We start from the raw sequence: 23,685 nt of genomic DNA on the forward strand, positions 1-23,685 counted from the left end.
ACGACACAGGAAAGGCCGCCGCCCGATGACCGGAATGACTTTATGGAAAGATGTGACGCTTTTGACAATGCGGGACACGGATGATGCGCCATATGGCATGATCGCCGATGGCGCGATTGTGGCGGACGGCGGACATATTGTCTGGCTGGGTCAGGCGCAGGATATCCCGGAGAATTACGAAGACGCCCATGCGATTTCCTGCGGTGGTAAATTCATGACGCCGGGGCTGATCGATTGTCATACCCATCTGGTGTATGGCGGCAACCGGGTGGCGGAATTCGAACAACGCCTGCTGGGGGCGAGTTATGAAGAAATCGCCCGGGCCGGCGGCGGCATCCTGTCCACGGTCAGGGCCACCCGGGTGGCAAGCGCGGAAGAACTGCTGGCCTCGGCCCGGCGGCGTCTCGGACAGTTGCAACGCGGCGGCGTGACGACGGTGGAGATTAAATCCGGGTATGGTCTGGATGTGGACAACGAACTGAAAATGCTGCGGGTTGCCCGGATTATGGGCGGTCAGGACGATATTGATGTGCGCACCACCTTCCTCGGGGCCCATGCGACGCCAGCGGAATTTACCGGTGATCGCGAGGGGTATATGGATCTGGTCTGTGGCGCGATGCTTGATGCGGTGGCGGACGAAAATCTCGCCGATGCGGTTGATGCTTTCTGTGAGAATATCGCCTTCTCTCCCGAACAGGTCGGGCGGCTGTTTGATCGGGCCCGGGAACTTGGGCTGCCGGTGAAACTGCATGCGGAACAGTTGAGCAACAGTGGTGGTGCGGCCCTGGCCGCCCGATATAAGGCCTTGTCGGCGGATCATCTCGAATGTCTGGACGAGGCCGGGGTGCGGGCCATGGCGGCGGCCGGGACGGTGGCGGTTTTGCTGCCCGGGGCGTTCTATACCTTGCGGGATGAACGGGTGCCGCCCGTTGACCTGTTGCGAAAATATAACGTGCCCATGGCGATTGCCACGGACAGCAATCCGGGGTCATCCCCGGTTCTGTCCCTGTCCCTGATGATCAATATGGCGAGCACCCTGTTTCGTCTGAGTCCGGAAGAGGCGCTGTTGGGCGTCACCCGTCACGGGGCCCGCGCCCTGGGGCTTGCGGATCGGGGACAGCTGGAAGTCGGCCTGAAGGCGGATTTCGCCCTGTGGGATATCGCCCATCCGGCGGAACTGTCTTATCAGGTCGGCGGCAATCTGTGTATCGGGGTGGTCAAGGATGGCGTGACCGTGGCGGTCTCACCTTTTTAGGCGGCGTACGGAAATCTGCGCCTCGGTCAGGCCCAGTCGGCTGACATCGTCAGGCAGACCTTTCCCCTGCACCAGGGCGGCGGTGATGCGGCCCAGGGCCGGGGCCGTTTTGATGCCAAAGCCGCCTTGTCCGGCGAGCCAGAAGAACCCGGGCGCTGCCGGATCAAAGCCCACCACCGGATAACCGTCGGCGACATGATTGCGCAGCCCCGCCCAGCTGGTATCGATTTTGCGCACCTCAAGAGTTGTTGTTTCCTGCAGGTAATGGGCGGCGTAGGCGATGTCGATTTCTTCCGGCTGGGCGTCGCAGGGCGGGGAGAGATGTTCATCGGCGGGGGTGGCGATCAGCTTGCCGGAATCCGGCCTGAAATAAAACCCCTGGGTGGCTTCCATGACAAAGGGCCAGTCCCTGGGGTCCATGTTGTCCGGAGCGGACACCATAATCATGGTGCGGCGCAGGGGATGAATGTCAATCGGTGCGATATCGGCCAGAGCCGCCACCTCGTCGACCCAGGCCCCGGCGGCATTGATCACCACCGGCGCCCGATAAACACCCTGGGGGGTGGTGACGGTCCACAGGCCGCCCGATGAATGAAGACCGGTGACTTCGGCGGTACTGATGATATCCTGTCCGGCGGCCTTGATGCCCTGCAGGAAGCCTTCATGCAGGGCACTGACATCCATGTCATAGATTTCTTCTTCGAACAAAACCTTTTCCTGATAATTCTCCGCCAGGATCGGCAACAGGGCGCGGGCCTCGTTCCGGGACAGAAAACGGGAGGCGACATTGATTCTTTTCAGCTTTTCATGCAGGCCGTCCAATGCGGCTGTCTTGTCTTTTGAGGCAATATGGATCATGGCCCGGGGACTGATTAGTGGATGGTCGGTGAAGCCCGCGGGCGGGGTTTTGAAAAACGCTTCGCTGGCGACCACCAGGGCATTGATCAACGGGTCGCCGTCGCGGTAGCTTTTGGTGAAAATTGCCGCCGACCGGCCGGTGGTGTGATAACCGGGCCGGTTTTCTTTTTCCAGCAGGATCACGCGGCCGACTTTGCTTAATTCATAGCCAGCGGAGGCGCCGGCGATGCCGCCACCAATGATGATGAAATCTGCGGATGTGGAGGTCATGGTCACCTTGGGTTTTCTTTGAGGTTTTCTAGAGTCTCGGTCAATTCCGCTCCACCCTATGCGGAACGACGGGCCCAGACAATAAAAAATTACTTATCGGGTATTATGCTGTGCTGCAATATGAAATAGAGAGTTGATTATGCTATATTATTTCTTTTTATTTCGCATTTGCAAAATTTTATTGTGGAAAATTATCCCATCTTTGATAGATTATATGTATTCTGGCGAAACGCCTCATCCAAGAACGGGAGTCATGACCATGCGGAAAACACCAAAAGATTTTTTCAAACCTCTGGCGATCGGGGCGCCGGTGCCTTACCGGGAAATTCCCGTGGCGCTGGAGAGAATGATTCATTTCTTCCCGCCGCAGATGGAAAAGATGCGCGCCAAGATCCCCGACATGATCGGCAAAGTTGATGTCTTGCTGGGAAATCTGGAAGACGCCATTCCGGCAGATGCCAAGGAAGAGGCGCGCGCCGGTTTTATTACGGTTGCGGAACAGAATGAATTTGGCGCCACGGGATTATGGACCCGGGTCAACTGCCTGAACAGTCCGTGGTTTCTGGATGATGTTACCGAGATTGTCTCGAAGGTAGGCAACAAGGTCGATGTGATCATGCTGCCGAAAGTAGAAGGCCCTTGGGACATTCATTATCTTGATCAGTTGCTGGCCCAGTTGGAAGCCCGGCATCAGATCTGCAAACCGATCATGATTCACGCCATCCTGGAAACCGCCCAGGGAGTCAATAATGTAGAAGAAATCGCCGCCGCCAGCCCGCGCATGCACGGCATGAGCCTGGGCCCTGCCGATCTTGCGGCGTCGCGTGGCATGAAAACCACCCGCGTGGGGGGTGGCCATCCGTCTTACGGCGTGCTTGCTGATGATCAGGCGGAAGGCGAACGGCGCAATTTCTATCAACAGGATCTGTGGCATTTCACGGTCGCCAAGATGGTCGATGCCTGTATGTCTTACGGGTTAAAGGCTTTTTATGGCCCGTTCGGTGATTTTGCCGATGACGCGGCCTGTGAAGCCCAGTTCCGCAACGCTTTTCTCATGGGCTGCATGGGCGCCTGGTCCCTGCATCCCAAGCAGATTGACATCGCCAAGAAAGTTTTCAGCCCGGCGGTGGACGAGGTATTGTTCGCCCGCAAGATTCTGGAGGCCATGCCGGATGGTACCGGGGCGGTGATGATTGATGGCAAGATGCAGGATGATGCCACCTGGAAACAGGCGAAGGTTATTGTTGATCTGGCGAAGATTGTCGCATCGAAGGATAAGGAACTCGGGGCGGCCTACGGTTTCTAGGTGGTCTCAAGCATATGAATCCGGCGGGAGGCGGGCAAGGCGATTGAGACTTCTGTCCCCTTGTTCACTTCACTGATAAAGGTGAGGTCCGCCCCGTGCATTTCCACCAACGCCTTGGTCAGGGGCAGCCCCAGCCCGGTACCGTCATGGCTCCGGGTGAAGGCGTTTTCAATTTGTCGAAAGGTTTTCAACGCTTCCTTGAGCTGCGGGGAGGTCATTCCTATGCCGGTATCTTTAACCTTCAGCAGCAACTGGCCGGACGGTGCGGGACTGACTGTCACGGTGATCTTGCCGCCATCCGGGGTGAATTTCAGGGCATTGCTGAGCAGGTTCAGTAGGATCTGACGTAACTTCTGTTCATCGCCCAACAGATCGCAAACGGTGTCCGGGGAAGTGAAGTTAATTTCGATTTTTTTGTTCCGCGCTTCGAGGGACACCAGCCCGATGGTATTGCGAATTAGACGGTTGAGGTCGAATTCACTTTCGTTCAGGCGCATCTCTCCGGCCTCGATTTTGGACAGATCCAGAATATCGTTAATGACCCGTAACAAATGCGCCGCCGAGAGGCTGATATGTTCCCCGTATTCTGTGATGGCTTCCTTGCTGAGGTGATATTTTTCCGCCTGGCGGATCAGGTCTGAGAAGCCGATAATGCTGTTCAGCGGGGTGCGCAGTTCGTGGCTCATATTGGCGAGGAACTGTGATTTGGTCTGATTGGCGCTATCGGCGGCTACTTTGGCTTTTCGCAGGTCAGAGGTTTGCTTTTCAACCTCGTCGGACAGATTCTGTACAAAAGGGACCCAGCGCACCAGCCCGATGGCGAGAAACAGGAACCCGCCCATAAAGCCGACAATTTTTTCAAGAACGGCCTGTATCGGGGTGCGGCCAATCACAATATATTTGCTTAATCCCTCGAATTCATCTGTGATATCGATCAGGCTGCCGAACAAGAGCAGAGAGAAACCTATCATAATCAATGTCCAGCCCTTGCGGCGCAGGCCGAAACTGTTGCGCCCGACACGCCACAAATAGAGAATAATAAGAAAAACGAGAGCGGAGCGCGCGCTTTCGATAAAAAAGAAATTTTCCATAGATATTATCCTGAGAAGAGATATAGGGGTATTATATCATGAGATTAAGGATGTGGGGGAATGATTTACCCTGAAGCGAAAATAACGGAATCGGATCTGAATAACCAACAGGCCACGCGATGCTGCAGGGTGATATGGGGGTCAATTTCACCCTTGGGACTGAGATGCCAGTCCCAGCATTGGTCGGGAGGCCCCAATTTGCGGCTCAAGGGATTGGGCAGGGCATTTTCACTTTCCTTTACTCTATGTTCCGCCAAATACTGGCGTTCCAGGTCACAGATCAGAAGACAGTTTTCCGCCGCGTGTGAAAGCTGTGACAGGTGCGCTGTCATCACGTCTTGGGCAAAGTGCGCCGGCAGCGGGAGATGGCGTTTGCGGGCATAGGCAACGAGATTGATCGGCAATTGGGACAAAATGTTGAGCGAGATGACGAGGTCTGCTTTTGGTAAAGCCGGTGCGGCGTCCTTGATGAGGGTCTCGGTGATGCCGCCGCCGTCATACAACGGGCGGGCCAGGCCCGTGACGTCCCGGGACAGAATTGTGATTTTCGGGTGGGTTCCGTATTTACGCCGGATTTTTGGCAGATGCAGGATATCAAGCAGAATGACATGATGATTCTGGTTTAGCATCTCATCCAGCGGAACATCATGCAACGCACCGGAACCGATGATCAGGATGGTCGACCCGGGGGCAAGTTCAGAGACGTTCTGGCGGATGATGTCTTTACATTGCTCAAGATGCCCGGCCCAGTCCGCCCGGCAGCGGCGGAACCGCGCCTCGATGGCGATGGTTTCCCTGAGGTAACCCAGTGCGCGCACCTCGGCCGGGGCCGGTGTGAACAGATGCTGGAGCGCCTCAAGGATCATCTTGCTTTATTCGCCGGTAAAGGTGGCGCTGCGTTTCTCGAGGAAAGCGGCTGTGGCTTCGGCCCGGTCCTTGCTGGACAGCAGCACCTGCATGCTCTTGCGTTCGAGACCGAGTGCGCTTTCCAGTGACATGTCCGGGCCATGCAGGATGGCGTATTTGATATGTTCGAGGCCCAAGGGCGGCAGGGCGGCGAGTTCCCGCGCCATGTCCATTGCGCGCACCATCACCTGATCGTCATCCAGCACCTCACAGGCGAGGCCCATATCCTTGGCTTCATCGGCGCCGATCATCATGCCGGTCAGGCACATCCGCATGGCGTTATATTTGCCAACGGCGCGCACCAGACGTTGGGATCCGCCGGCGCCGGGCATGACGCCGACTTTTACTTCCGGCTGGCCGAACTTGGCGGACTTCCCGGCCAGAATAATATCCGAAATCATCGCCAGTTCCATGCCGCCGCCGAGGGCAAAGCCATTAACCGCGGCAATCACCGGACGGGGATAATCGGCGAAGGCATTATACAGCCGCTCGACATGGGCCTTGTAATAATCCACGGCGCTGAGCACCGACATTTCCTTCAGGTCCGCGCCGGCGGCAAAGGCTTTTTCATTGCCGGTGAGGATCACGGCGCGGATGTCTTCCCGGGCTTTCAGTTCGTTGAATTTCTCGGCAATCAGGCTGCGGACATTGAGGTTCAGGGCGTTATAGGCCTTGGGGCGGTTAATGCGCACGACGGCGATGTATTCTTCGGGGAATTCGAGCAAGACTTCTTGATCTGTATTTTCTTGGATGGCGTCGGACATATCTGTTCTCTCATTATTCGGCGAAAGGGAAGAGTGAATCATAAGGCCGTCATGATGAAATCACAACGGCCTTATGGGTTTATTCTATAACGGTTGAGGCAGGAAGCCCCTCACTTAAAAAGCATTCAGGCCGGTCTGCATGCGTCCCAGAATAAGGGCATGGACATCATGGGTGCCTTCATAGGTGTTGACCGCTTCCAGATTCATCACGTGACGGATGACATGGAATTCGTCGCTGACCCCGTTGCCACCGTGCATGTCCCGCGCCTGACGCGCGATATCCAGCGACTTGCCGCAGTTGTTACGCTTCAGCAACGATACCCCGTCAGGAGACAGTTTGTCTTTTTCCTTCAGGCGGGTGGCGTTAAGACAGGCGTGCAGGCCGAGGGTGATTTCTGTCTGCATATCGGCGAGTTTTTTCTGGATCAGCTGATTGGCGGCCAGCGGGCGACCAAACTGTTTGCGGTCCAGGGTATACTGCCGCGCCGCATGCCAGCAGAATTCGGCGGCGCCGAGCGCGCCCCAGGCAATGCCAAGACGGGCGTTGCTGAGACAGCCAAGCGGGCCTTTCATGCCTTCGACATTCGGCATGAGATTTTCCGCCGGCACGAAAACTTCGTCCATGACAATCTCGCCGGTGATGGAGGCGCGCAGGGAGAATTTACCTTCGATTTTCGGGGCGCTCAGGCCCTGCATGCCTTTTTCAAGGATGAAGCCGCGCACAACGCCGTCATCACATTTGGCCCAGACGACAAAGACGTCGGCGATCGGGCTGTTGGTGATCCACATTTTCGCGCCGGAGATGCTGTAGCCGCCGTCAACGGTGCGGGCGCGGGTCTGCATGCCGCTGGGGTCGGATCCGGCGTTGGGTTCGGTCAGGCCGAAACAGCCAACGAATTCACCCGTGGCGAGTTTTGGCAGATATTTCTGTTTCTGCTCTTCGGAACCGTAAGCATAAATCGGGAACATGACCAGCGAGCTCTGTACGGACATGGCGCTGCGGTAGCCGCTGTCGACCCGCTCCACTTCCCGGGCGATCAAACCATAGGAGACATAACCGACGCCGGCACAGCCATAGCCCTGGATTGTCGGGCCGAGCAGGCCGAGTTCGCCCATCTGGGTCATGATGTTACGGTCGAAATTCTCATGCCGGTTGGCGTCGAGAATGCCGGGCATCAGTTCGTTCTGGCAGAAATCACGGGCGCCGTCACGGATCATGCGTTCCTCTTCAGTGAGGAAATCTTCGAGAAGTAAAATATCATCCCACGGGGTGGATGGCCATTTGGGGCTTGCCATAGTCTTGGTCTCCTAAATCGACAAATTCACATGTCCATATGTCTATGCGATTTGTCTAGATTGTACAATCAATTGTTCACCGTTTCTGTAAAAATCAGAGTACGGCAGTCACTTCAATTTCAATTTTGGCCTGGCGTTCGACCAGAGCGGTTACCCCGACACAGGCCATGACAGGAAAGTTTTTGCCGATAATCTCTTTATATATCGCGCCAAATTCCGGCAACTGGGTGCGGTAGCCATCCATTTCGGTGACATACCAGGTCATGCGGGTGATATGTTCGGGACCGGCATTGCCCGCCTCGAGAATTGCCCGGATATTGAGCAGCGCCTGGCGAAACTGGTCGACCAAATTATCTGATTCGAAAACCTCATCGTTATTCCAGCCGACAACGCCGGCGATGAAGAAGACTTCACCTTTGGCGATGATGCCGTTGGAATAGCCTTTGGGTCGTGCCCAGCCGGCAGGCAATATATGCTTCATAGTTTGCTCCTGATCACACCTTTCGCCTTATATTAGCATTTTGGTGTTAAAAGTTTATTTTATAAATTTAACTCTTGCTAAAAACTATTTTATATTTAAAATAATTGCAATAGAAAGCTTGAATAAATATAATCGTTTTTGTTGGCTGAGTTGGTTTATAACCGAAATAACGCATTATATATAGGCTTTAGGGCTTGAGATAGGCTATATTTTACGACATTCAGGATTTGTTCTGTAACGGACAAAGAAATATCAAGGTTAAAATATATTCTGTTTTCGGCGAATCAAAATGCGACGATGAAAAAGGATCATATCATGAATATTGTTGTTTTGGGCGGTGGCCCGGCCGGGGTGTATCTGGCCCTCTCCATGAAGCTGAAGAATCCCTCTCATGAGATCACGGTGTATGAACGAAACCGCGACAATGATACCTTTGGCTGGGGGGTGGTCTTTTCTGACCAGACGATGCAAAACCTGCGGGCCAACGATCCGGTCAGCGCGGAAACCATGATCAATGAGCTCATTCACTGGGATGATATCGCGGTGCATCACAAGAATGAAGTGGTGCGGTCCGGCGGGCATGGTTTTATCGGCATTGGCCGGTTGCGGCTTTTGGAAATTCTCTACGCTCGCGCCCGGGAACTGGATGTGAAGTTCGAATTTGAAACCGAATTCGAAGTGGAAGACATTCAGACGAAATTCGCCCATGCGGACCTGATTGTGGCCGCCGATGGCCTGAACAGCAAGATTCGCAACCACGACCTTGAGGCTTTTGATTGCGATATTGACATGCGGCCCAACAAATTTGTCTGGCTCGGCACCCATCAGCGCTTCGACGACGCCTTTACCTTTATTTTCGAAGAAACCGAACATGGCTGGATCTGGGTTCACGCCTATCAGTTTGACGACGAAACCTCGACCTTTATTGTCGAATGTGGTCCGGAAACCTATGAAGCCTTCGGTTTCGAACATATGGATCACGTGGAAAGCGCCAAGACCTGTGAGCGGATTTTCGCCAAATATCTCGACGGTCATTCTCTGATGACCAAATCGGCGCATATTCGCGGCTCGGCCTGGATCAACTTCCCGCGGGTGCTGTGTCACCAGTGGGTCAAGGATAACGTGGTTCTGATCGGTGACGCCGCCCATACGGCGCATTTCTCCATCGGCTCCGGCACCAAGCTCGGTTTTGAAGACGCCATCAGTCTGGCGGACCATCTCAATTCCGGCGAGAGTGTCAAACAGGCGCTGCAGGCCTATCAGGACGAACGGGAACTGGAAGCGTTGAAATTGCAGAGTGCCGCCCGTAATTCCATGGGCTGGTTCGAGGAAATTGAACGCTATATCGATTATGATCCGATTCCCTTTACCTATGCGCTTCTCACCCGTTCACAACGGGTCAGCCATGAAAATCTGCGTCTGCGTGACAAAGAGTGGCTCGAAGGGGTTGAGAACTGGTTTGAAGAACAGGCCACGGGTCAGGTGAGCGCTAAACCGGTGCCGCCAATGTTCACGCCGTATCGTCTGCGCGGTATGGAACTGAAAAACCGGGTCGTGGTTTCCCCTATGTCGATGTATTCGGCGAAAGACGGCCTGATTGACGATTTCCATCTGGTGCATTACGGCGCCCGCGCCATGGGCGGCGCGGCCCTGATGTATGTGGAGATGACCGACGTGTCCGCCGATGGCCGGATCACACCGGGCTGTGCCGGAATCTATACCGATGAACAGGGCGCGGCCTGGAAGCGGGTCGTCGATTATGTCCATAAATCCAGTGACTGTAAAATCGCCATGCAGCTCGGTCATGCCGGGCGCAAGGGATCGACCAAGGTTGGCTGGGAAGGGTATGACATGCCGCTTGATGAAGGTAACTGGGAACTGATTTCCCCGTCACCAATCGCCTGGGACAAGGGCAACCAGGTGCCCCGGGAAATGGCGGCTGCCGATTTCGAGCGGGTGCTGAATGATTTTGTTGCGGCAACGAAACGAACTGACGAGGCCGGTTTTGACATGCTGGAACTGCATGCGGGTCATGGTTATCTCCTGTCGTCTTTCATCACGCCGGTCAGCAACCAGCGCACCGATGAATATGGCGGGTCGCTCGAGAACCGCTTGCGCTTTCCGCTTGAGGTTTTCCGCGCCATGCGGGCCGTCTGGCCGGAACAGAAGCCAATGTCTGTGCGCATTTCCTCCACCGACTGGGTCGGTGACAAGGGCGTTACTCCGGAAGAGGCGGTGCTGATTGCGCAGGCCTTTGCCGAGGCCGGGGCGGACATTATCGATGTGTCCACCGGACAGACCCTGCCGTTCGATCAGATTCAGCCGGTCTTTGGCCGCATGTTCCAGACGCCAATGTCGGACCGGATCCGTAACGAAGCTAAGGTCGCGACCATGGCGGTGGGCAATATCTTTGAAACCGATCACGTCAACAGCATTCTGGCGGCGGGACGCGCCGATCTGGTCTTGCTGGCCCGTCCTCACCTGATGGACCCCAACTGGACCATTCGTGCGGCGGCGGAACTGGAATATCACGGTGACGCGGTCACGGTTCCCAAGCAGTATCTGACGGCTTATACTCAGCTGGAAACCAATCTCAAGCGGGCCGCCGAAATGGCGCTCAATGCATAAGGGAGCAGACCAGTGGACCTGACAGGAAAACATGCCATTGTCACTGGCGGCGGGCGCGGCATTGGCGCCGCTATCGCCGACAGTCTGATTGCGGCCGGCGCCAAAGTGACCATCATGGGCCGTAATCTCGAGACGTTACAGGAAAAGGCGCAAGGCCTGCCGAACTGTTTGCCGGTGGCCTGTGATATCACCGATGAGGCGGCGGTGAAGAGCGCCTTTGATCAGGCCCGGGCCGCGTTTGGGCCGGTGGATATTCTGGTCAATAATGCCGGGGCGGCAAAATCCATCCCGTTTAAAAAGACTGACCGGGCGCACTTTCAGCAGATGATTGATGTCAATCTGATGGGTCCCTATCTCTGTATTCAGGCCGTTTTGCAAGAAATGATAGACAAAGGAGCCGGGAGAATTATAAATGTGGCTAGTACTGCCGCGTTAAAAGGCTATGGTTATGTCACCGCCTACAGCGCCGCCAAGCATGGGGTATTGGGTCTCACCCGGTCTCTCGCCTTGGAAGTGGCGACAAAAGGTGTGACGGTGAATGCGGTATGTCCCGGATTTACCGAAACCGACATTGCCCGCGACGCCATCAAGAATATTGTGGCGAAGACCGGTAGAACGAAAGAACAGGCGATTGCGGAACTGACCATTCATAATCCGCAGAAACGTCTGATACAGCCAGAGGAAGTGGCGGCGAGCGTTTTATGGCTCTGCCAGGATAATGCCGCTTCCATAACGGGCCAAGCCATTGCCGTCGCCGGCGGGGAGGTCATGTAACGGGATAAAAGATTTATGGCAGAAGATACAGATGCCGGAACGGACGTAGATACAAAAAAACTGGGCCTGTGGCTGCGGCTGATTTCCAATTCACATATGGTGGAAAAAGAAGTGCGCAACCTGTTTCGCTCTGAATATGGGGTGACCCTGCCGCGTTTCGATTTGATGTCGGCGCTGTTTCGGGAACCGGGCGGCTTGACCATGGGGGAGTTGTCCAGACGTCTGTTGGTGTCCAACGGCAATGTCACCGGCATTGTCGAACGTCTGCAGAAAGAAGGCCTGGTGAAACGCTGGGTGCTGCCCACCGACCGCCGTATTTACAGCGTTGGGTTAACGCCCAAGGGGCGGGCCGAGTTTAAAGATATGGCCGATAGCCATCGTCAATGGATCTCCGGAATCTTTGGCGATATTGAACAAGATGAACTGGACCAAATGATCCATACCATGGACCGCCTGAGGGAGGTCCTGCGCGAACGCAAAGCACAAAACACAGAAGGGTAGAGTTATGAAGTTAGCGGGTTTGAAACCAAAACATTTTTTATGGGAAATGAAAGGTGATGTCGCCGTCATAAGGCTCGACCGCCCCGATCGTAAAAATCCGCTGACCTTTGAAAGCTACGCTGAACTGCGCGACACCTTCCGCGATATGGTCTATGCCGACGATGTCAAGGCCGTGGTCTTCGCCAGCAACGGCGGCAACTTCTGTTCCGGCGGCGACGTGCATGACATCATCGGGCCGCTTCTGGACCGCGACATGAAAGGCTTGCTCGATTTTACCCGCATGACCGGTGATTTGGTGAAAGCCATGATCAATTGTAAAGTGCCGATCATCGCCGCCACCGAAGGCATCTGCGTCGGGGCCGGGGCGATGGTCTCGCTGGCCTCCGATGTACGCTTTGCCGCCCCGGACTGCAAGACGGCATTTCTCTTCACCCGGGTCGGGCTTGCCGGGTGCGATATGGGGGCTTGCGCCATGTTGCCACGCGCCATCGGTCAATCCCGGGCCGCCGATCTGCTCTATACCGGGCGCGCCATGAGCGCCGAGGAAGGCGAACGCTGGGGCTATTTCACCCGCATTGTTGACAATGACAGCCTGTTTGACGAGGCGTTGAAATACGCCACCCGTCTGGCGGACGGACCTAATTTCGGCCATATGATGACCAAGACCATGTTGGCTCAGGAATGGAGCATGTCGCTGGAGATGGCGATCGAGGCCGAGGCCCAGACCCAGGCGATCTGCATGCAGACAGAAGATTTCCGCCGGGCTTACGAGGCCTTCGTCGCCAAGGAAAAACCGGCCTTTAAAGGGGATTGATCATGGACAGCAGCGCACCCCAAAAAACACATTATGACAAGACGTATCTCGATTGGCCGTTTCTCACCCCCGATCATAAGAAAATGGCGCTGGAGCTTGATCTCTGGTGTGCCGAAAATCTCCAGGATATATCTCACGATCGCGCCGACGCCGATGCCGCCTGCCAGATGCTGGTCCGGCGACTGGGGGACGCGGGCTGGTTGCGTTATGCGGTGCCGAAAGCTTACGGAGGCAAGATGGATACGCTCGATGTGCGTTCCCTCTGTCTGTTGCGTGAGACGTTGGCCCGCTATGACGGGCTCGCCGATTTCGCCTTCGCCATGCAGGGCTTGGGCAGCGGCACATTGTCCCTGTTTGGTTCGGAAAATCAGAAACAAACCTATCTCACCGCCGTCGGGCGCGGTGACAAAATCGCCGCCTTCGCCCTGTCGGAACCCCATGCGGGGTCAGATGTGGCGGCCATGTCGACGTCTTTTCGCGAAGAGGGAGACATGCTGGTGCTGAACGGCTGCAAGACCTGGATTTCCAACGGCGGCATTGCGGATTATTACACCGTCTTTGCGCGGGAAGAGGGCACGTCCGGCTCGAAAGGCATTTCGGCGATCATTGTTGACGCCACCGCGCCGGGGCTCGAGATTGTCGAGAAGATCGAGGTCACCGCGCCGCATCCCCTGGGCAAGCTGCAATTCACTGACTGCCGGGTGCCGAAATCGGCCCTGATTGGCGAACGGGGGCGCGGCTTTAAATATGCCATGGCGACGCTGGATGTTTTCCGCACCACGGTCGGGGCAGCCTCCATGGGTTTTGCCAAGCGGGCGATGGATGAGGCCATGCGCCGCGCCACCAGTCGTGAAATGTTCGGCGCGCCGATGACCAATCTGCAGATCATTCAATCGAAACTGGGTGATATGGCGCTGAATATTGACGCCAGCGCCTTGCTGATTTATCGCGCCGCCTGGGTCAAGGATTGTGTCGCCGAGCGGGTGACCCGCGAAGCCGCCATGGCGAAACTCTACGCCACGGAAGCCGCCCAGAAAATCATCGACGACGCCATTCAGATTTTCGGCGGTCAGGGCGTGGTCTTCGGCGAAACGGTGGAAAAACTTTACCGCGAAGTGCGCAGTCTGCGGATTTACGAAGGTGCCTCGGAAGTGCAAAAAATAATCATTGCAGGGCAGGCGTTAATCCCGTATCACTTGAAGGATTAGAGAGGCGACTTTCAGAGGGTTTGGAAAAATCCAGACGGGCCATGGAGCCCCCCCTGAAAAAGAAAAACGCGACGGATCAGAAAAGCAGCATTATCGGCAATAACGGAGCTTGATATATGTCTGACTTGAGTGCTTATGGGGATACCTTCGCGGCAGATTTTCTGCCGGGCGAGGCGGATCTTCCTGAATTTATCCATGACCTTCCCGAACTGAACTATCCCGACCGGATGAATGCGGCGGTGGAGCTGCTCGAGCGTCATATCACCGCCGGGCGCGGGGACAGGGTCGCGATCCGCACCCTGCACGAAACCTGGACCTATCAGGAACTTTCCGACGTTTCCAACCAGATTGCCCATGTACTGGTGGAAAATATGGGGTTGGTCAGCGGCAACCGGGTGTTGCTGCGGTCGGCCAATAACCCGATGCTGGTCGCTTGCTGGTTTGCCGTGTTGAAAGCTGGCGGCATTGCCGTTTCCACCATGCCGTTGCTGCGGGCGCGGGATCTGGCGCCGGTGATCGAAAAGGCGGAAATCGCTTTTGCCTTCTGCGATGAGCGGTTGATCGATGAATTGGAAACCGCACAAAAATCGACCCCGGTATTAGGGAAAATCATGCAGTTCAATGGCTCCGGCCTGCCGGGCGTGGGGGCAGAGCTTGAGACGTTATTGGCCGCAAAATCCGCAAGCTTCACCCCGGTGGATACGGCGGCGAAAGATGTCGCCCTGATCGCTTTTACCAGCGGCACCACCGGCAACCCCAAGGGCACGATGCATTTTCATCAGGATATCCTTTCCATGTGCCATTGCGTCGGCCAGCGCCTGTTGGGTCTGTCCGCCGACGATGTGGTGATCGGCAGTCCGCCGCTGGCCTTTACCTTTGGTCTCGGGGCGCTGGTGGCCTTTCCTTTTCATGTCGGCGCGACCAGCATTTTGCTCGAAGGGGGCGGGCCGGATATTTATCTCTCGGCGATTGATAAATTCAGGGCGACCTGGAGCTTCACCGCCCCGACGGCCTACCGCGCCATGCTCGACAAGCTGGGCGGTTATGACCTGTCGAGCCTGAAGAATTGTGTTTCGGCAGGCGAACATCTTCCCTTGCCGACCTTTCACGCCTGGGAGGCCGCGACCGGTATCCGCATGATCGACGGCATCGGCGCGACGGAGATGATTCATATCTTTATCTCGGCCACCGGCGAGGATATTCGCCCCGGCGCGACCGGCAAACCGATCCCCGGCTATCAGGCCTGTATTCTTGATGAAGCGGGCGCGCCCTTGCCGGCGGGCGAGATCGGGCGGCTGGCGGTCAAGGGGCCGACAGGCTGCAAATATCTCGGCGATAAGCGCCAGCAGAATTATGTCTGCAAGGGCTGGAATGTTACCGGTGATGCCTACCGTATGGATGAGGACGGCTATTTCTGGTTCCAGGCCCGCGGTGACGATATGATTGTCTCCAGCGGCTATAATATCGGCGGTCCGGAAGTCGAAGAAGCCCTGCTTGATCACCCGGCGGTCAAGGAATGCGCCGTGGTCGGGGCCCCCGATGCGGCCCGGGGTCAGATCGTCAAGGCTTTCGTTGTCCTGAGCGCCGGGCAGAGTGGCGATGCGGCGCTGATCAAAGAGCTGCAGGATTTCGTCAAGCAAACCATTGCCCCCTATAAATATCCGCGGGCCATCGAATTTGTCGACAGCCTGCCGAAGACGGAAACCGGTAAAATCCAGCGGTTCGTACTGCGCCAGAGGGAGCCGGAGGTCTGAACGTCCAAAAAGGAGACGGACATATGATCGTGTTTTTTTTATGGGTTGTTTATGGAAGAAGAGTTGCTCATCGCCAAGAATATTGCGCCGGTGAACAAGGGGCTGGCGGTTTTGCCGGGATATGCCTTGCGCATTGGCGACAGGGCGACCTTGCTGCCGGATCCGGCGGGGGTTTGCCATGGGGTTCTGATGGACATTTCACCGTCAGAGGCCGATGACCTTTATGGGGAGGGCAGTGTCGCCGATTATGTTCCGGAAACGGTGCAGGTACAGACCAGAGAGGGGCAAACCGTATCGGCGCTGTGTTATAATCTGCCGGCCGATAAAATTTCCGGTTATAACGCGGCTTATGCGAGGGATTTATTGCAGCTGGCGGAAAAACTGGGACTGCCACAAGATTATCTGGCAGAAATCAGGGCCTTTACCGAATAGGACACAAGTCTATCCCGCCCTCAAAAATCCGCGGCTTCTCCGTCCGCCAGAAGGTAGGCTTCCATCTTGTGCCGGATATCATCGGGAATGCGGGCGGATTTGAATTTCTTGTGGTCGATCCAGATGATGCTCTGGCGGGTCATGAAGCGCACTTCACCCTGGCAGCTGGTGATGAAATCAAGATCAATGCGGCTGCGTCCCAGTTGCCGCACCCCGAGGGCGAAAGTCAGCCGGTCATTGAGGTAGCTCGGGTTTTTGAAGCTGCTTTCCATATGGGCCAGCGGCACTGTCCAGCCGTCGGCGATCATCTGGGGGTAAGGGTAGCCAATCGCTTCTTCGAACCAGATCTCGCTGGTCTGGTTGATCATTTCATAATAGCGCGGATAGTAAACAATCCCGGCGGGGTCCACATGATTGAAACGAACCGTTATTTCTGTTGTGAAACGGGGCATAACTCTGTAATTTCCTCCAGTAAAGCAATACAACGTCAAGGATCATAACGATGAAGAATATATTCGTACAGATTAAATGCGAGCTGGGTAAAGTTTATGAGGTCGCGGAGCATATCGTCGACCAACTGGAAGAAACCGAAGAGGTCTATTCCATTTCCGGCGCCTTTGACTTGATGATCAAACTGCATCTGGAAGAAGACGAAGACATCGGCCGTTATATCAATGACCGGGTGCAGACCATTCCCGGCATCAAGGATACTTTCACCCTGATGGCCTACAAGGCGTTCAAGTAAATTTACTTTACAGCTTAACCTCTGGATGTTTTTTGACCTAAGTCAGGGATTTTGGCCACGGATCTGTCATAACGGCGACAGTGAAAGGCCGCAAACTCCATGACCCAGAAAACAACGACCCAAGACCCGCAGAACAGCAGCACCACCGCGCCGCTCGGCACATCCCCGAAGCCCAAGCGTCTGCCGCGCTATACCAGCTACCCGACGGCGCTGGAATTCAGCGATCTCGATGCGGGACTCTATGGCCAGTGGCTACGGGACCTGCCCGAGGACGCCCCGGTCAGCCTCTATTTCCACATTCCCTTTTGTGAGAAGCTCTGTTGGTTCTGCGGCTGTTTCACCAAGATCACCAGCAATTACGACCGGGTGCACCGCTATCTCGCTATCCTGATGCAGGAAATTCACCTGGTCGGGGCCGAGACGGGCCGTAAAAAAGTCAGCCATATTCATTTTGGCGGTGGTTCGCCGACGATCATTGACGCGGATAGCTTCACCGAGCTGATGGATCTGGTGCGTCAAACCTTTGATATCCTGCCGGACGCCGAAATCGCGGTGGAGATTGATCCGCGCACCTGTTCAGAAGAAAAAGTCGCGGCCTATGCCGAAAGCGGCGTTAACCGGGTCAGCCTCGGCATTCAGGATTTCAATCCGGACGTTCAGGAGGCCATCAACCGGGTTCAGCCCGACGCCTTGATCGCGGAAAATATCGCCTGGTTTCGGGCGGCAGGCATCAGCGAGATCAATTTCGATCTGATTTACGGCATGCCGCGCCAGACCCTGGCGACTATTGAGGAAACCGTGCAGAAGACCGCTGAATTCAGGCCGTCGCGCATTGCCCTGTTCGGTTATGCCCATGTGCCGTGGATGAAAAAGCACCAACAGATGATGGACAAGCACCATCTGCCCGCGCAAAACGAGCGTCAGGCCATGTTCGATCTGGCCAGCACAAAATTACAGGAGAGCGGCTATCACGCCATTGGCCTTGATCATTTCGCGCTGCCCGGAGACAGCCTGCTCACCGCCCGCGCCGAGGGGCACCTCAAGCGCAATTTTCAGGGCTATAGCGCCGACCCGGCGACGACGATGATCGGCTTCGGGGCTTCGGCCATCGGCTCGCTGCCCGGGGGCTACGCCCAGAACAGCCCGGACCTGAAAACCTATGCCGAGACGGTCGAGGCCGGGGATATTCCCGTGCGCCGTGGCCTGCGGGTCAGCGCGCTGGATGTGATGGTGCGCGAGGTGATCTCGACCCTGATGTCCACGTTCGCCGTTGATCCGTACGCCATTGCCGCGGCCCACGGGGTGGATTATGATTTTGCGCGGGAAGCCCAGGATCTAGACCGGCTGGTGGCGGTGGGCTATCTCGCCCGGGCGGGTAATGAGTATGCCCTGACCGAGGCGGGACGGCCGTATTTGCGGGCGATCGCCACCCTGTTCGACCATTATTTCCCCCAGCAGCATTCCGACATCATCACCCGCTGCGTCCATGAAAGCGAAGGCTAGGGTCATGGGTCATTGTGGGCAGTGGAATAAAAAGTAAGCTAGTATCGTAGTTCCGGATTCATAAAAAGGCGGGACTTCATGAAATACATATTCCGATTTATTTTCACATTATTTTTATTGAACTTTTCCACTATGGCATTCGCTACGGAAAATAAAACAGTTTTGATCGTGTTGCCGGCAATTGGTTTGGTATGGGAATGACGCGACGTGTGCTGTCCAGTTCACCACTATTAGCTTTTCCAAGGGCCATACAAGGGCGCTTTTTAATTATTCCGACGGCATGGTGCTGATGGTAAACCAGCGCTTGACTCCAATTATTCTGTTATTGGTTATGATGAAGCGTCAATTACAATGTCGTTGGATGGAGCAAAAAGAACGACCGAATTGGGTAAGCCCGTTAAATGGGTGCTTGTCTTGGTAGAAGACGACATTTGGGTTTGGCGTATGCAACATTGGCCTGAAACAATAGATAATAGAGGCAAAGAGATATGGCCGTATCGTCGCATTAGATGTGAAAGCAGGCAGGAAAATGTTATATGTTCGCTTCCGATCCAAAGCGGAGACTTGAGAAGAAGATATACTTATTTTGCATGAAAAAGGTTACGTTGAAAACGACCGGCACCGTAGTTCTTGATGCTGAGAATAAATACCTAAATCATGCGGTGTTGCTGTATTTATTAAAGTACTGGTATCAGTCATTGACGCCCCCTATATAAATTTTCAAGAATTTCCAATCTTACTTTAGCCGTTTTATCATCCTGTGCTATTGTCTTCATAACCTCTTTCATCCCCCTTAAGGCCCGAAACCATAAAACAGGAGAAACTTCATACTTTATTCTCCTCATAGCCTCGCTATAAACCCCAAGTTCATTGTGAATTAATTGAGAGTATTCTGGTTCACTTTCTACTACCGAAGTACGCATTGCCCTTAAAATATCAGCTTGAAAAATCAACAGCTCTACGGAAAATAAGTCATCACAGTTATGACCTTCTGAAAACCTCACCCCTGAATTTCTGAGATCTTGCCCAATAGCCCGTTGGATTTGCGACATTTTCTTGAATTGATTATCAAGAGTTGCTCTCAAATAATCCAATAGCATTTTTTGAAAAAATAATTCTCTTATCGGCTTTTCAAACAATAAATATCTATAAGCGCTCAGTGTTGCAGGTTCCAAAGCTAACGAAGAAAAATATTCAACCTTCTCCTCACCATCAATATATTGAGTAACAGCATCTATTTCCTTTTCCACCGGGACAGATAAAGCTTCAAAATTATGGATAGCCTTTTCAAGAAATTTTAGATCATTCTGGCTTACCGCCTTCTGTGCCAGAGCTATTTCCAGATACCCAGTATATTCCCAATAGAAATATTCTTTACTCTTTGGTAGAAGTCGTTCTTTATAAATTTTTGTAAACTTAATATTGCTGCTATGCCTATAAGGCAAGATATCTATATGGATATGCAAAAAGCTCCTCAGACGAGTAAAAATGTCTATTGCCCTGTCCAATGATGTAACATCTGCCGTCATTTCCCAATGACGATAATATAATTTTCCGAGTCTGGAAATTCCTTCTATGCGATCCCTGACGATAGACTTCTCTATAAAGCCCATATTGTTATTGGGGCTGGTATCGCCAACAGATTGATTCAAAAAATCTAATAGTTTAGTCTGAAAGTTAACCACATAGGCAAAATCCAACGCAGATCGCAAATCATCTGCCTGATTGGTCAAATATTTATAGGTTGCGGCCCGAAGAATATCGTCAGCAGAAAAAGAAAGTGATCTTATATCGCCCACACTATTACTGGGTATGTATTTATCAATAACATCTTGGATGTCTGATGCCTCAATTAATTCTTTGGTAAGATCAAACACTACCTCCCTCGACCACAAAAGAGCTATTAAGGAAGTGTCAGGGCTTCTTTCATCTAGTTCACAAATAGTTCTTCCGTGGTAGATCTGCGGGCTGGCGATAAGTTGATTGTGCCCTAAGCTAAACAGCCATACACCCATAAAAGCAGAAATAATCAAACTCTTCATCCCCCAAGCTCCATGACTTTGCGTGTGCCCGTTGCGGGGTCGGTATGGTGGAACTTGAACTTTTTGTCTTTGAAGGAGCTCCCGGAAACATTTAAACTCATCATATCGGCGAGCATCTGGTCGACCATCTTTTTTTCCGGCGCTGCGCTTGGGCTTTCCTCGTCCGCGCTTGGATGGGTCGTCGCCAAGAGAGGCTTTCCGTGGCGCTCGGCCTGCGGTGTCCTTCTCACGCGACGGTTTATGAAACTCGAGAAAGGGTTATTCCACATCACATCTGCCCCCATATTTGTATGCGCTATTTATCTTACCGTGAGTTTAACCACAGTGGCCGGCCCTTGGCAAGGCCAGGATGAAAGTCATTGTGGTCCATAGAATAAAAGTAAACTGGCACCGTAATTCCGGACTTGGTCCGGGGTCAATTTTGATATCACGCGCCTTCCTTCCTTGTCCTTCCAAACCCGAGCAGACTGAAGCCCAGCAGCGCCAAATCCCTTGAAATTTGCGGTAATGCTCTTGTAACCGGGCGTCTTATTTTGGCCGGAGCGTTTCAATAATCTGGGCATCTACCCAGAATATATCTACATTTTCGTAATTATCTGAACCCATATTCCGATTGAAAAAAAGATATTTGCCGTCTGGTGTCACGCTCGCAGCCGCTTCCCAGGCGCCTGTGTTTATCTTGTCGCCCATATTGACGGCCGCCCCCCACGATCCTTCTTTCGTGCGAAAACTGATATAGATATCAGAACCGCCAAATCCGCCCTCTCTTCTGCCATCCCAAATAATATAAGATTCATCTGGTGCAATGAAGGGGTGGGCATTGTATTTTCCGGTGTTAATCTCTTTGGGGAGAGGTTTTGGCGCTTCACGTTTGCCGTCGACGAGCCGAGAATAGCGGATAATGCCATCACCTTCTTCTGAGCCTACTTCGTCAAACACATAGGTGCCTGTGGATGATGCCGTAAGGCGCATGATGCGGAGATCTTCGAACAGGGCGCCAAGGTTTTTCCTCTCTGACCAGCCCGTGTCGGTCCGCTCCATATAGCGCTTGCCTAGATGCATGGTCTTGCCATCGGGCGCGATGAAGGGTTGGCCGACCCTGGGCGAGACCACTTTTTCGTGCCATCTGTTCTGTTTGTTTTGAAAAACAACAAACTCTTGTTTCTCAGTGACCGCATTGGCTCTGATGTAATAGATCTCTTTCATATTGGGGGTGAAGACAACACCATATTCCCAGCCCTTCGTTGAAATAATCCCGGGGGCGAACGCTTCAGGGATCAGGCCCGGTGGTTTTTGCCCGAGATAAGGGCCTTCGAGGACGGGAAGAGCATCTTGACCATAACTATTGCCGCTCACCATCAGCATCGACAGCAGCAGAACCATCGGGGCATACACACGCTTCATAATGTTCTCCTTTTTTAAGATAACAAACGCCTAAACGTCCTCACCATGCAGTAAAGAAATGACCGGTGCAATGCACAACCCTATTGCGGTGAAGCGTTATAATTATCCGATGGAAGGTAAGTTCAGATCGCGCAATGGCTTATAGATGATGGCGGACGTCGGCATAAATCACGGGCGATGACGGGGCATCTGATCACCACCTCTCCGTTGAGGAGGGCATCCTTGTTTCAGTGAGGACTGATGGCCGGTATGGTGACAGGGCATTGTCGCCCTGAGAATATAAAGTAGACGGGCACGGCGATACCCATGTCAATTTGGGTTTTACTTTTTTTGGCCTTCATCCCATAAACCATGGTACTATACTCTCTCGATGGATAATGTTTTCGGGAGGGAATAATGACCGCGCCAACAGAAATACATGAAGGGGGCTGTACCTGCGGCCATGTACGGTACAAACTCACGTCAGAGCCCCTTATCGTTCATTGTTGCCATTGCCACTGGTGCCAACGCCAAACGGGATCAGCATTTGTGGTCAACGCCCTCTATGAAGCCACTCATGTCGAGCTGTTACAAGGTCAGGTTTCTGAAGTTACGATGCCCTCTCCCAGTGGCAACGGCCAGAAAATTAGCCGCTGCCCGAAATGTCAGGTCGCCGTCTGGAGCAACTATTATATGCAAGGCATTAAAGAGGGCATCCGGTTCATTCGCGTCGGGTCACTTGATCACCCCGCTGACCTGCCCCCCGACGTTCATATCTTCACAAGATCCAAGTTGCCTTGGGTTATTTTGCCCCCCGATGATCTTGCTGTTGATGTCTTCTACGACTATGAAACCACATGGACCGCAGAGCATCTCGAGCGGAGAAAAGCTCTCCTCGCTGCGGCGTCAAAAGAGCCCTTTGAACACCAGATATCCTGAGTGTATGTGATTTTTTGCCTGATAGATGGGATGACGCCACGTCCGCCCGGACTTGATCCGGGGTCCATTTTGATATCACGCACCGTAATTACGTAATTATACGTAACCGCTGATAGGCGACTATATATGCGCATGCACAAAGCCGTTAAGTTCAGAGGTGGTTTGAATGATGTATACCGATTTATGAAGAGATACATTGTTCAATTTCTGCATAAAGTTTTTGTTCCAAAATTCTGGACATCGCCGCAAAGTTTGATAGCTTTGCAAAGTTCCTTTAACTATGGAACTGCCGTCAGGCCAACCTTCTGGCTTTTCGACTAGCCCTTTGAGCAGTCGCTTTGTTACAAACCAATAACTGGTGACATAAGGCAGATCTATATAGATCAACGTATCAGCCGCCTCCAGGCGCTTGTTAAATAGCGCCATTGGCCCTAATCCATCGATTATCCAGCGCGCAGAAGACAGTATATTTTCATGCGCCTCAACGAACGCCTTTCGGTCTATTTGTTCACCATTTTTCTTATATAAAATGGAGTCCAGCTGGTGCAATTGTATGCCCGTAGCTGACGCTAAATCCCTGCTTAACGTGGACTTGCCGCTGCCGGGTTTCCCAAAAACTGCAATTTTTTTCATTCTACCTCCTTCACATCCAACATCCCCTGAGGTGAAAACAAAAAAACCCACCTCTCCGGGGTGAGTTTGACAAATTTAAAGCGTATCAACATTCCCACCATT

Annotated in this window: 22 protein-coding genes and 1 pseudogene; 12 read left to right on the forward strand and 11 right to left on the reverse strand. The window is 53.6% G+C overall.

Going from position 1 to position 23,685, the window contains the following annotated elements; all coding sequences use genetic code 11:
* Positions 1-25 precede the first annotated feature (25 nt).
* Positions 26-1,255, forward strand: a complete 1,230-nt coding sequence (gene hutI, locus FIV45_RS00600; RefSeq protein WP_165777043.1) for an imidazolonepropionase — start codon at positions 26-28, stop codon at positions 1,253-1,255.
* Here the strand turns inward: hutI and FIV45_RS00605 are convergent.
* The gene (locus tag FIV45_RS00605; RefSeq protein ID WP_099473855.1) at positions 1,244-2,383 is read right to left on the reverse strand and encodes an NAD(P)/FAD-dependent oxidoreductase; all 1,140 of its coding nucleotides are present in this window, start codon (positions 2,381-2,383) and stop codon (positions 1,244-1,246) included. The genes hutI and FIV45_RS00605 overlap by 12 nt on opposite strands.
* Positions 2,384-2,642: 259 nt before the next feature.
* On the opposite strand from FIV45_RS00605, the gene FIV45_RS00610 reads away from it, so the two are divergent.
* Entirely contained in the window at positions 2,643-3,689 is a 1,047-nt protein-coding gene (locus tag FIV45_RS00610; protein WP_204602256.1) for an HpcH/HpaI aldolase/citrate lyase family protein, read from the forward strand.
* Here FIV45_RS00610 and FIV45_RS00615 read toward each other — a convergent pair.
* The 5 genes from FIV45_RS00615 to FIV45_RS00635 form a co-directional block, all read right to left on the reverse strand.
* Positions 3,686-4,780 carry a sensor histidine kinase gene (locus tag FIV45_RS00615; RefSeq protein WP_099473851.1) on the reverse strand — a complete coding sequence of 365 codons (1,095 nt, stop codon included), beginning with the start codon at positions 4,778-4,780 and terminating at the stop codon, positions 3,686-3,688. The genes FIV45_RS00610 and FIV45_RS00615 overlap by 4 nt on opposite strands.
* 65 nt (positions 4,781-4,845) lie before the next feature.
* Positions 4,846-5,646: a hypothetical protein gene (locus tag FIV45_RS00620; RefSeq protein WP_099473849.1), complete on the reverse strand. Its 801-nt coding sequence runs from the start codon at positions 5,644-5,646 to the stop codon at positions 4,846-4,848.
* A gap of 6 nt (positions 5,647-5,652) precedes the next feature.
* Positions 5,653-6,450 (reverse strand): enoyl-CoA hydratase-related protein, encoded by a 798-nt coding sequence (locus FIV45_RS00625; protein WP_099473847.1) that lies wholly within the window; start codon positions 6,448-6,450, stop codon positions 5,653-5,655.
* A gap of 114 nt (positions 6,451-6,564) precedes the next feature.
* Positions 6,565-7,746 carry an acyl-CoA dehydrogenase gene (locus tag FIV45_RS00630; protein WP_099473845.1) on the reverse strand — a complete coding sequence of 394 codons (1,182 nt, stop codon included), beginning with the start codon at positions 7,744-7,746 and terminating at the stop codon, positions 6,565-6,567.
* Positions 7,747-7,840: 94 nt separating this feature from the next.
* A complete protein-coding gene (locus FIV45_RS00635) occupies positions 7,841-8,227 on the reverse strand; it encodes a RidA family protein (RefSeq protein WP_099473843.1) in 387 nt (128 codons plus the stop codon).
* A gap of 315 nt (positions 8,228-8,542) precedes the next feature.
* Here FIV45_RS00635 and FIV45_RS00640 point away from each other — a divergent pair, with 315 nt between their 5' ends.
* From FIV45_RS00640 to FIV45_RS00670, 7 genes and pseudogenes are all read left to right on the forward strand, one after another.
* A complete protein-coding gene (locus FIV45_RS00640) occupies positions 8,543-10,855 on the forward strand; it encodes a bifunctional salicylyl-CoA 5-hydroxylase/oxidoreductase (protein WP_099473841.1) in 2,313 nt (770 codons plus the stop codon).
* Positions 10,856-10,867: 12 nt separating this feature from the next.
* Entirely contained in the window at positions 10,868-11,629 is a 762-nt protein-coding gene (locus tag FIV45_RS00645; protein WP_099473839.1) for an SDR family NAD(P)-dependent oxidoreductase, read from the forward strand.
* A 15-nt stretch (positions 11,630-11,644) separates the two neighbouring features.
* A complete protein-coding gene (locus FIV45_RS00650; protein ID WP_099473837.1) occupies positions 11,645-12,130 on the forward strand; it encodes a MarR family winged helix-turn-helix transcriptional regulator in 486 nt (161 codons plus the stop codon).
* A gap of 4 nt (positions 12,131-12,134) precedes the next feature.
* Positions 12,135-12,944, forward strand: a complete 810-nt coding sequence (locus tag FIV45_RS00655; RefSeq protein ID WP_099473835.1) for an enoyl-CoA hydratase family protein — start codon at positions 12,135-12,137, stop codon at positions 12,942-12,944.
* Positions 12,945-12,946: 2 nt separating this feature from the next.
* A complete protein-coding gene (locus FIV45_RS00660) occupies positions 12,947-14,152 on the forward strand; it encodes an acyl-CoA dehydrogenase family protein (protein ID WP_099473833.1) in 1,206 nt (401 codons plus the stop codon).
* Positions 14,153-14,268: 116 nt separating this feature from the next.
* Positions 14,269-15,906, forward strand: coding sequence for an AMP-binding protein (locus FIV45_RS00665; protein WP_099473831.1), 1,638 nt, complete (start codon positions 14,269-14,271; stop codon positions 15,904-15,906).
* 42 nt (positions 15,907-15,948) lie between these two features.
* Positions 15,949-16,338: pseudogene (locus tag FIV45_RS00670) on the forward strand (gamma-glutamylcyclotransferase); the annotation flags it as partial.
* 20 nt (positions 16,339-16,358) lie between these two features.
* On the opposite strand, the gene FIV45_RS00675 reads toward FIV45_RS00670, so the two are convergent.
* Complete coding sequence (locus tag FIV45_RS00675; RefSeq protein WP_099473828.1) at positions 16,359-16,790, reverse strand: acyl-CoA thioesterase; 432 nt, start codon at positions 16,788-16,790, stop codon at positions 16,359-16,361.
* A 50-nt stretch (positions 16,791-16,840) separates the two neighbouring features.
* On the opposite strand from FIV45_RS00675, the gene FIV45_RS00680 reads away from it, so the two are divergent.
* Together FIV45_RS00680 and hemN are read left to right on the forward strand one after the other, a co-directional pair.
* Positions 16,841-17,083: an Lrp/AsnC ligand binding domain-containing protein gene (locus tag FIV45_RS00680; protein ID WP_099473826.1), complete on the forward strand. Its 243-nt coding sequence runs from the start codon at positions 16,841-16,843 to the stop codon at positions 17,081-17,083.
* Between the two features lie 99 nt (positions 17,084-17,182).
* A complete protein-coding gene (hemN, locus tag FIV45_RS00685; protein WP_099473824.1) occupies positions 17,183-18,586 on the forward strand; it encodes an oxygen-independent coproporphyrinogen III oxidase in 1,404 nt (467 codons plus the stop codon).
* Positions 18,587-19,281: 695 nt separating this feature from the next.
* Here the strand turns inward: hemN and FIV45_RS00690 are convergent.
* The 3 genes from FIV45_RS00690 to FIV45_RS00700 form a co-directional block, all read right to left on the reverse strand.
* Entirely contained in the window at positions 19,282-20,628 is a 1,347-nt protein-coding gene (locus FIV45_RS00690) for a hypothetical protein (RefSeq protein WP_099473821.1), read from the reverse strand.
* Complete coding sequence (locus FIV45_RS00695) at positions 20,625-20,858, reverse strand: hypothetical protein (RefSeq protein WP_133118589.1); 234 nt, start codon at positions 20,856-20,858, stop codon at positions 20,625-20,627. The genes FIV45_RS00690 and FIV45_RS00695 overlap by 4 nt, the downstream gene beginning before the upstream one ends.
* A 298-nt stretch (positions 20,859-21,156) precedes the next feature.
* A complete protein-coding gene (locus FIV45_RS00700) occupies positions 21,157-22,032 on the reverse strand; it encodes a TolB-like translocation protein (RefSeq protein ID WP_099473817.1) in 876 nt (291 codons plus the stop codon).
* A gap of 393 nt (positions 22,033-22,425) precedes the next feature.
* Here FIV45_RS00700 and FIV45_RS00705 point away from each other — a divergent pair, with 393 nt between their 5' ends.
* A complete protein-coding gene (locus FIV45_RS00705) occupies positions 22,426-22,950 on the forward strand; it encodes a GFA family protein (protein WP_099473815.1) in 525 nt (174 codons plus the stop codon).
* 120 nt (positions 22,951-23,070) lie between these two features.
* Here FIV45_RS00705 and FIV45_RS00710 read toward each other — a convergent pair whose 3' ends face one another.
* Positions 23,071-23,583 (reverse strand): P-loop NTPase family protein, encoded by a 513-nt coding sequence (locus tag FIV45_RS00710; RefSeq protein WP_099473813.1) that lies wholly within the window; start codon positions 23,581-23,583, stop codon positions 23,071-23,073.
* Positions 23,584-23,685 lie beyond the last annotated feature (102 nt).

Source organism: Paremcibacter congregatus, assembly GCF_006385135.1.
Lineage (GTDB): Bacteria > Pseudomonadota > Alphaproteobacteria > Sphingomonadales > Emcibacteraceae > Paremcibacter > Paremcibacter congregatus.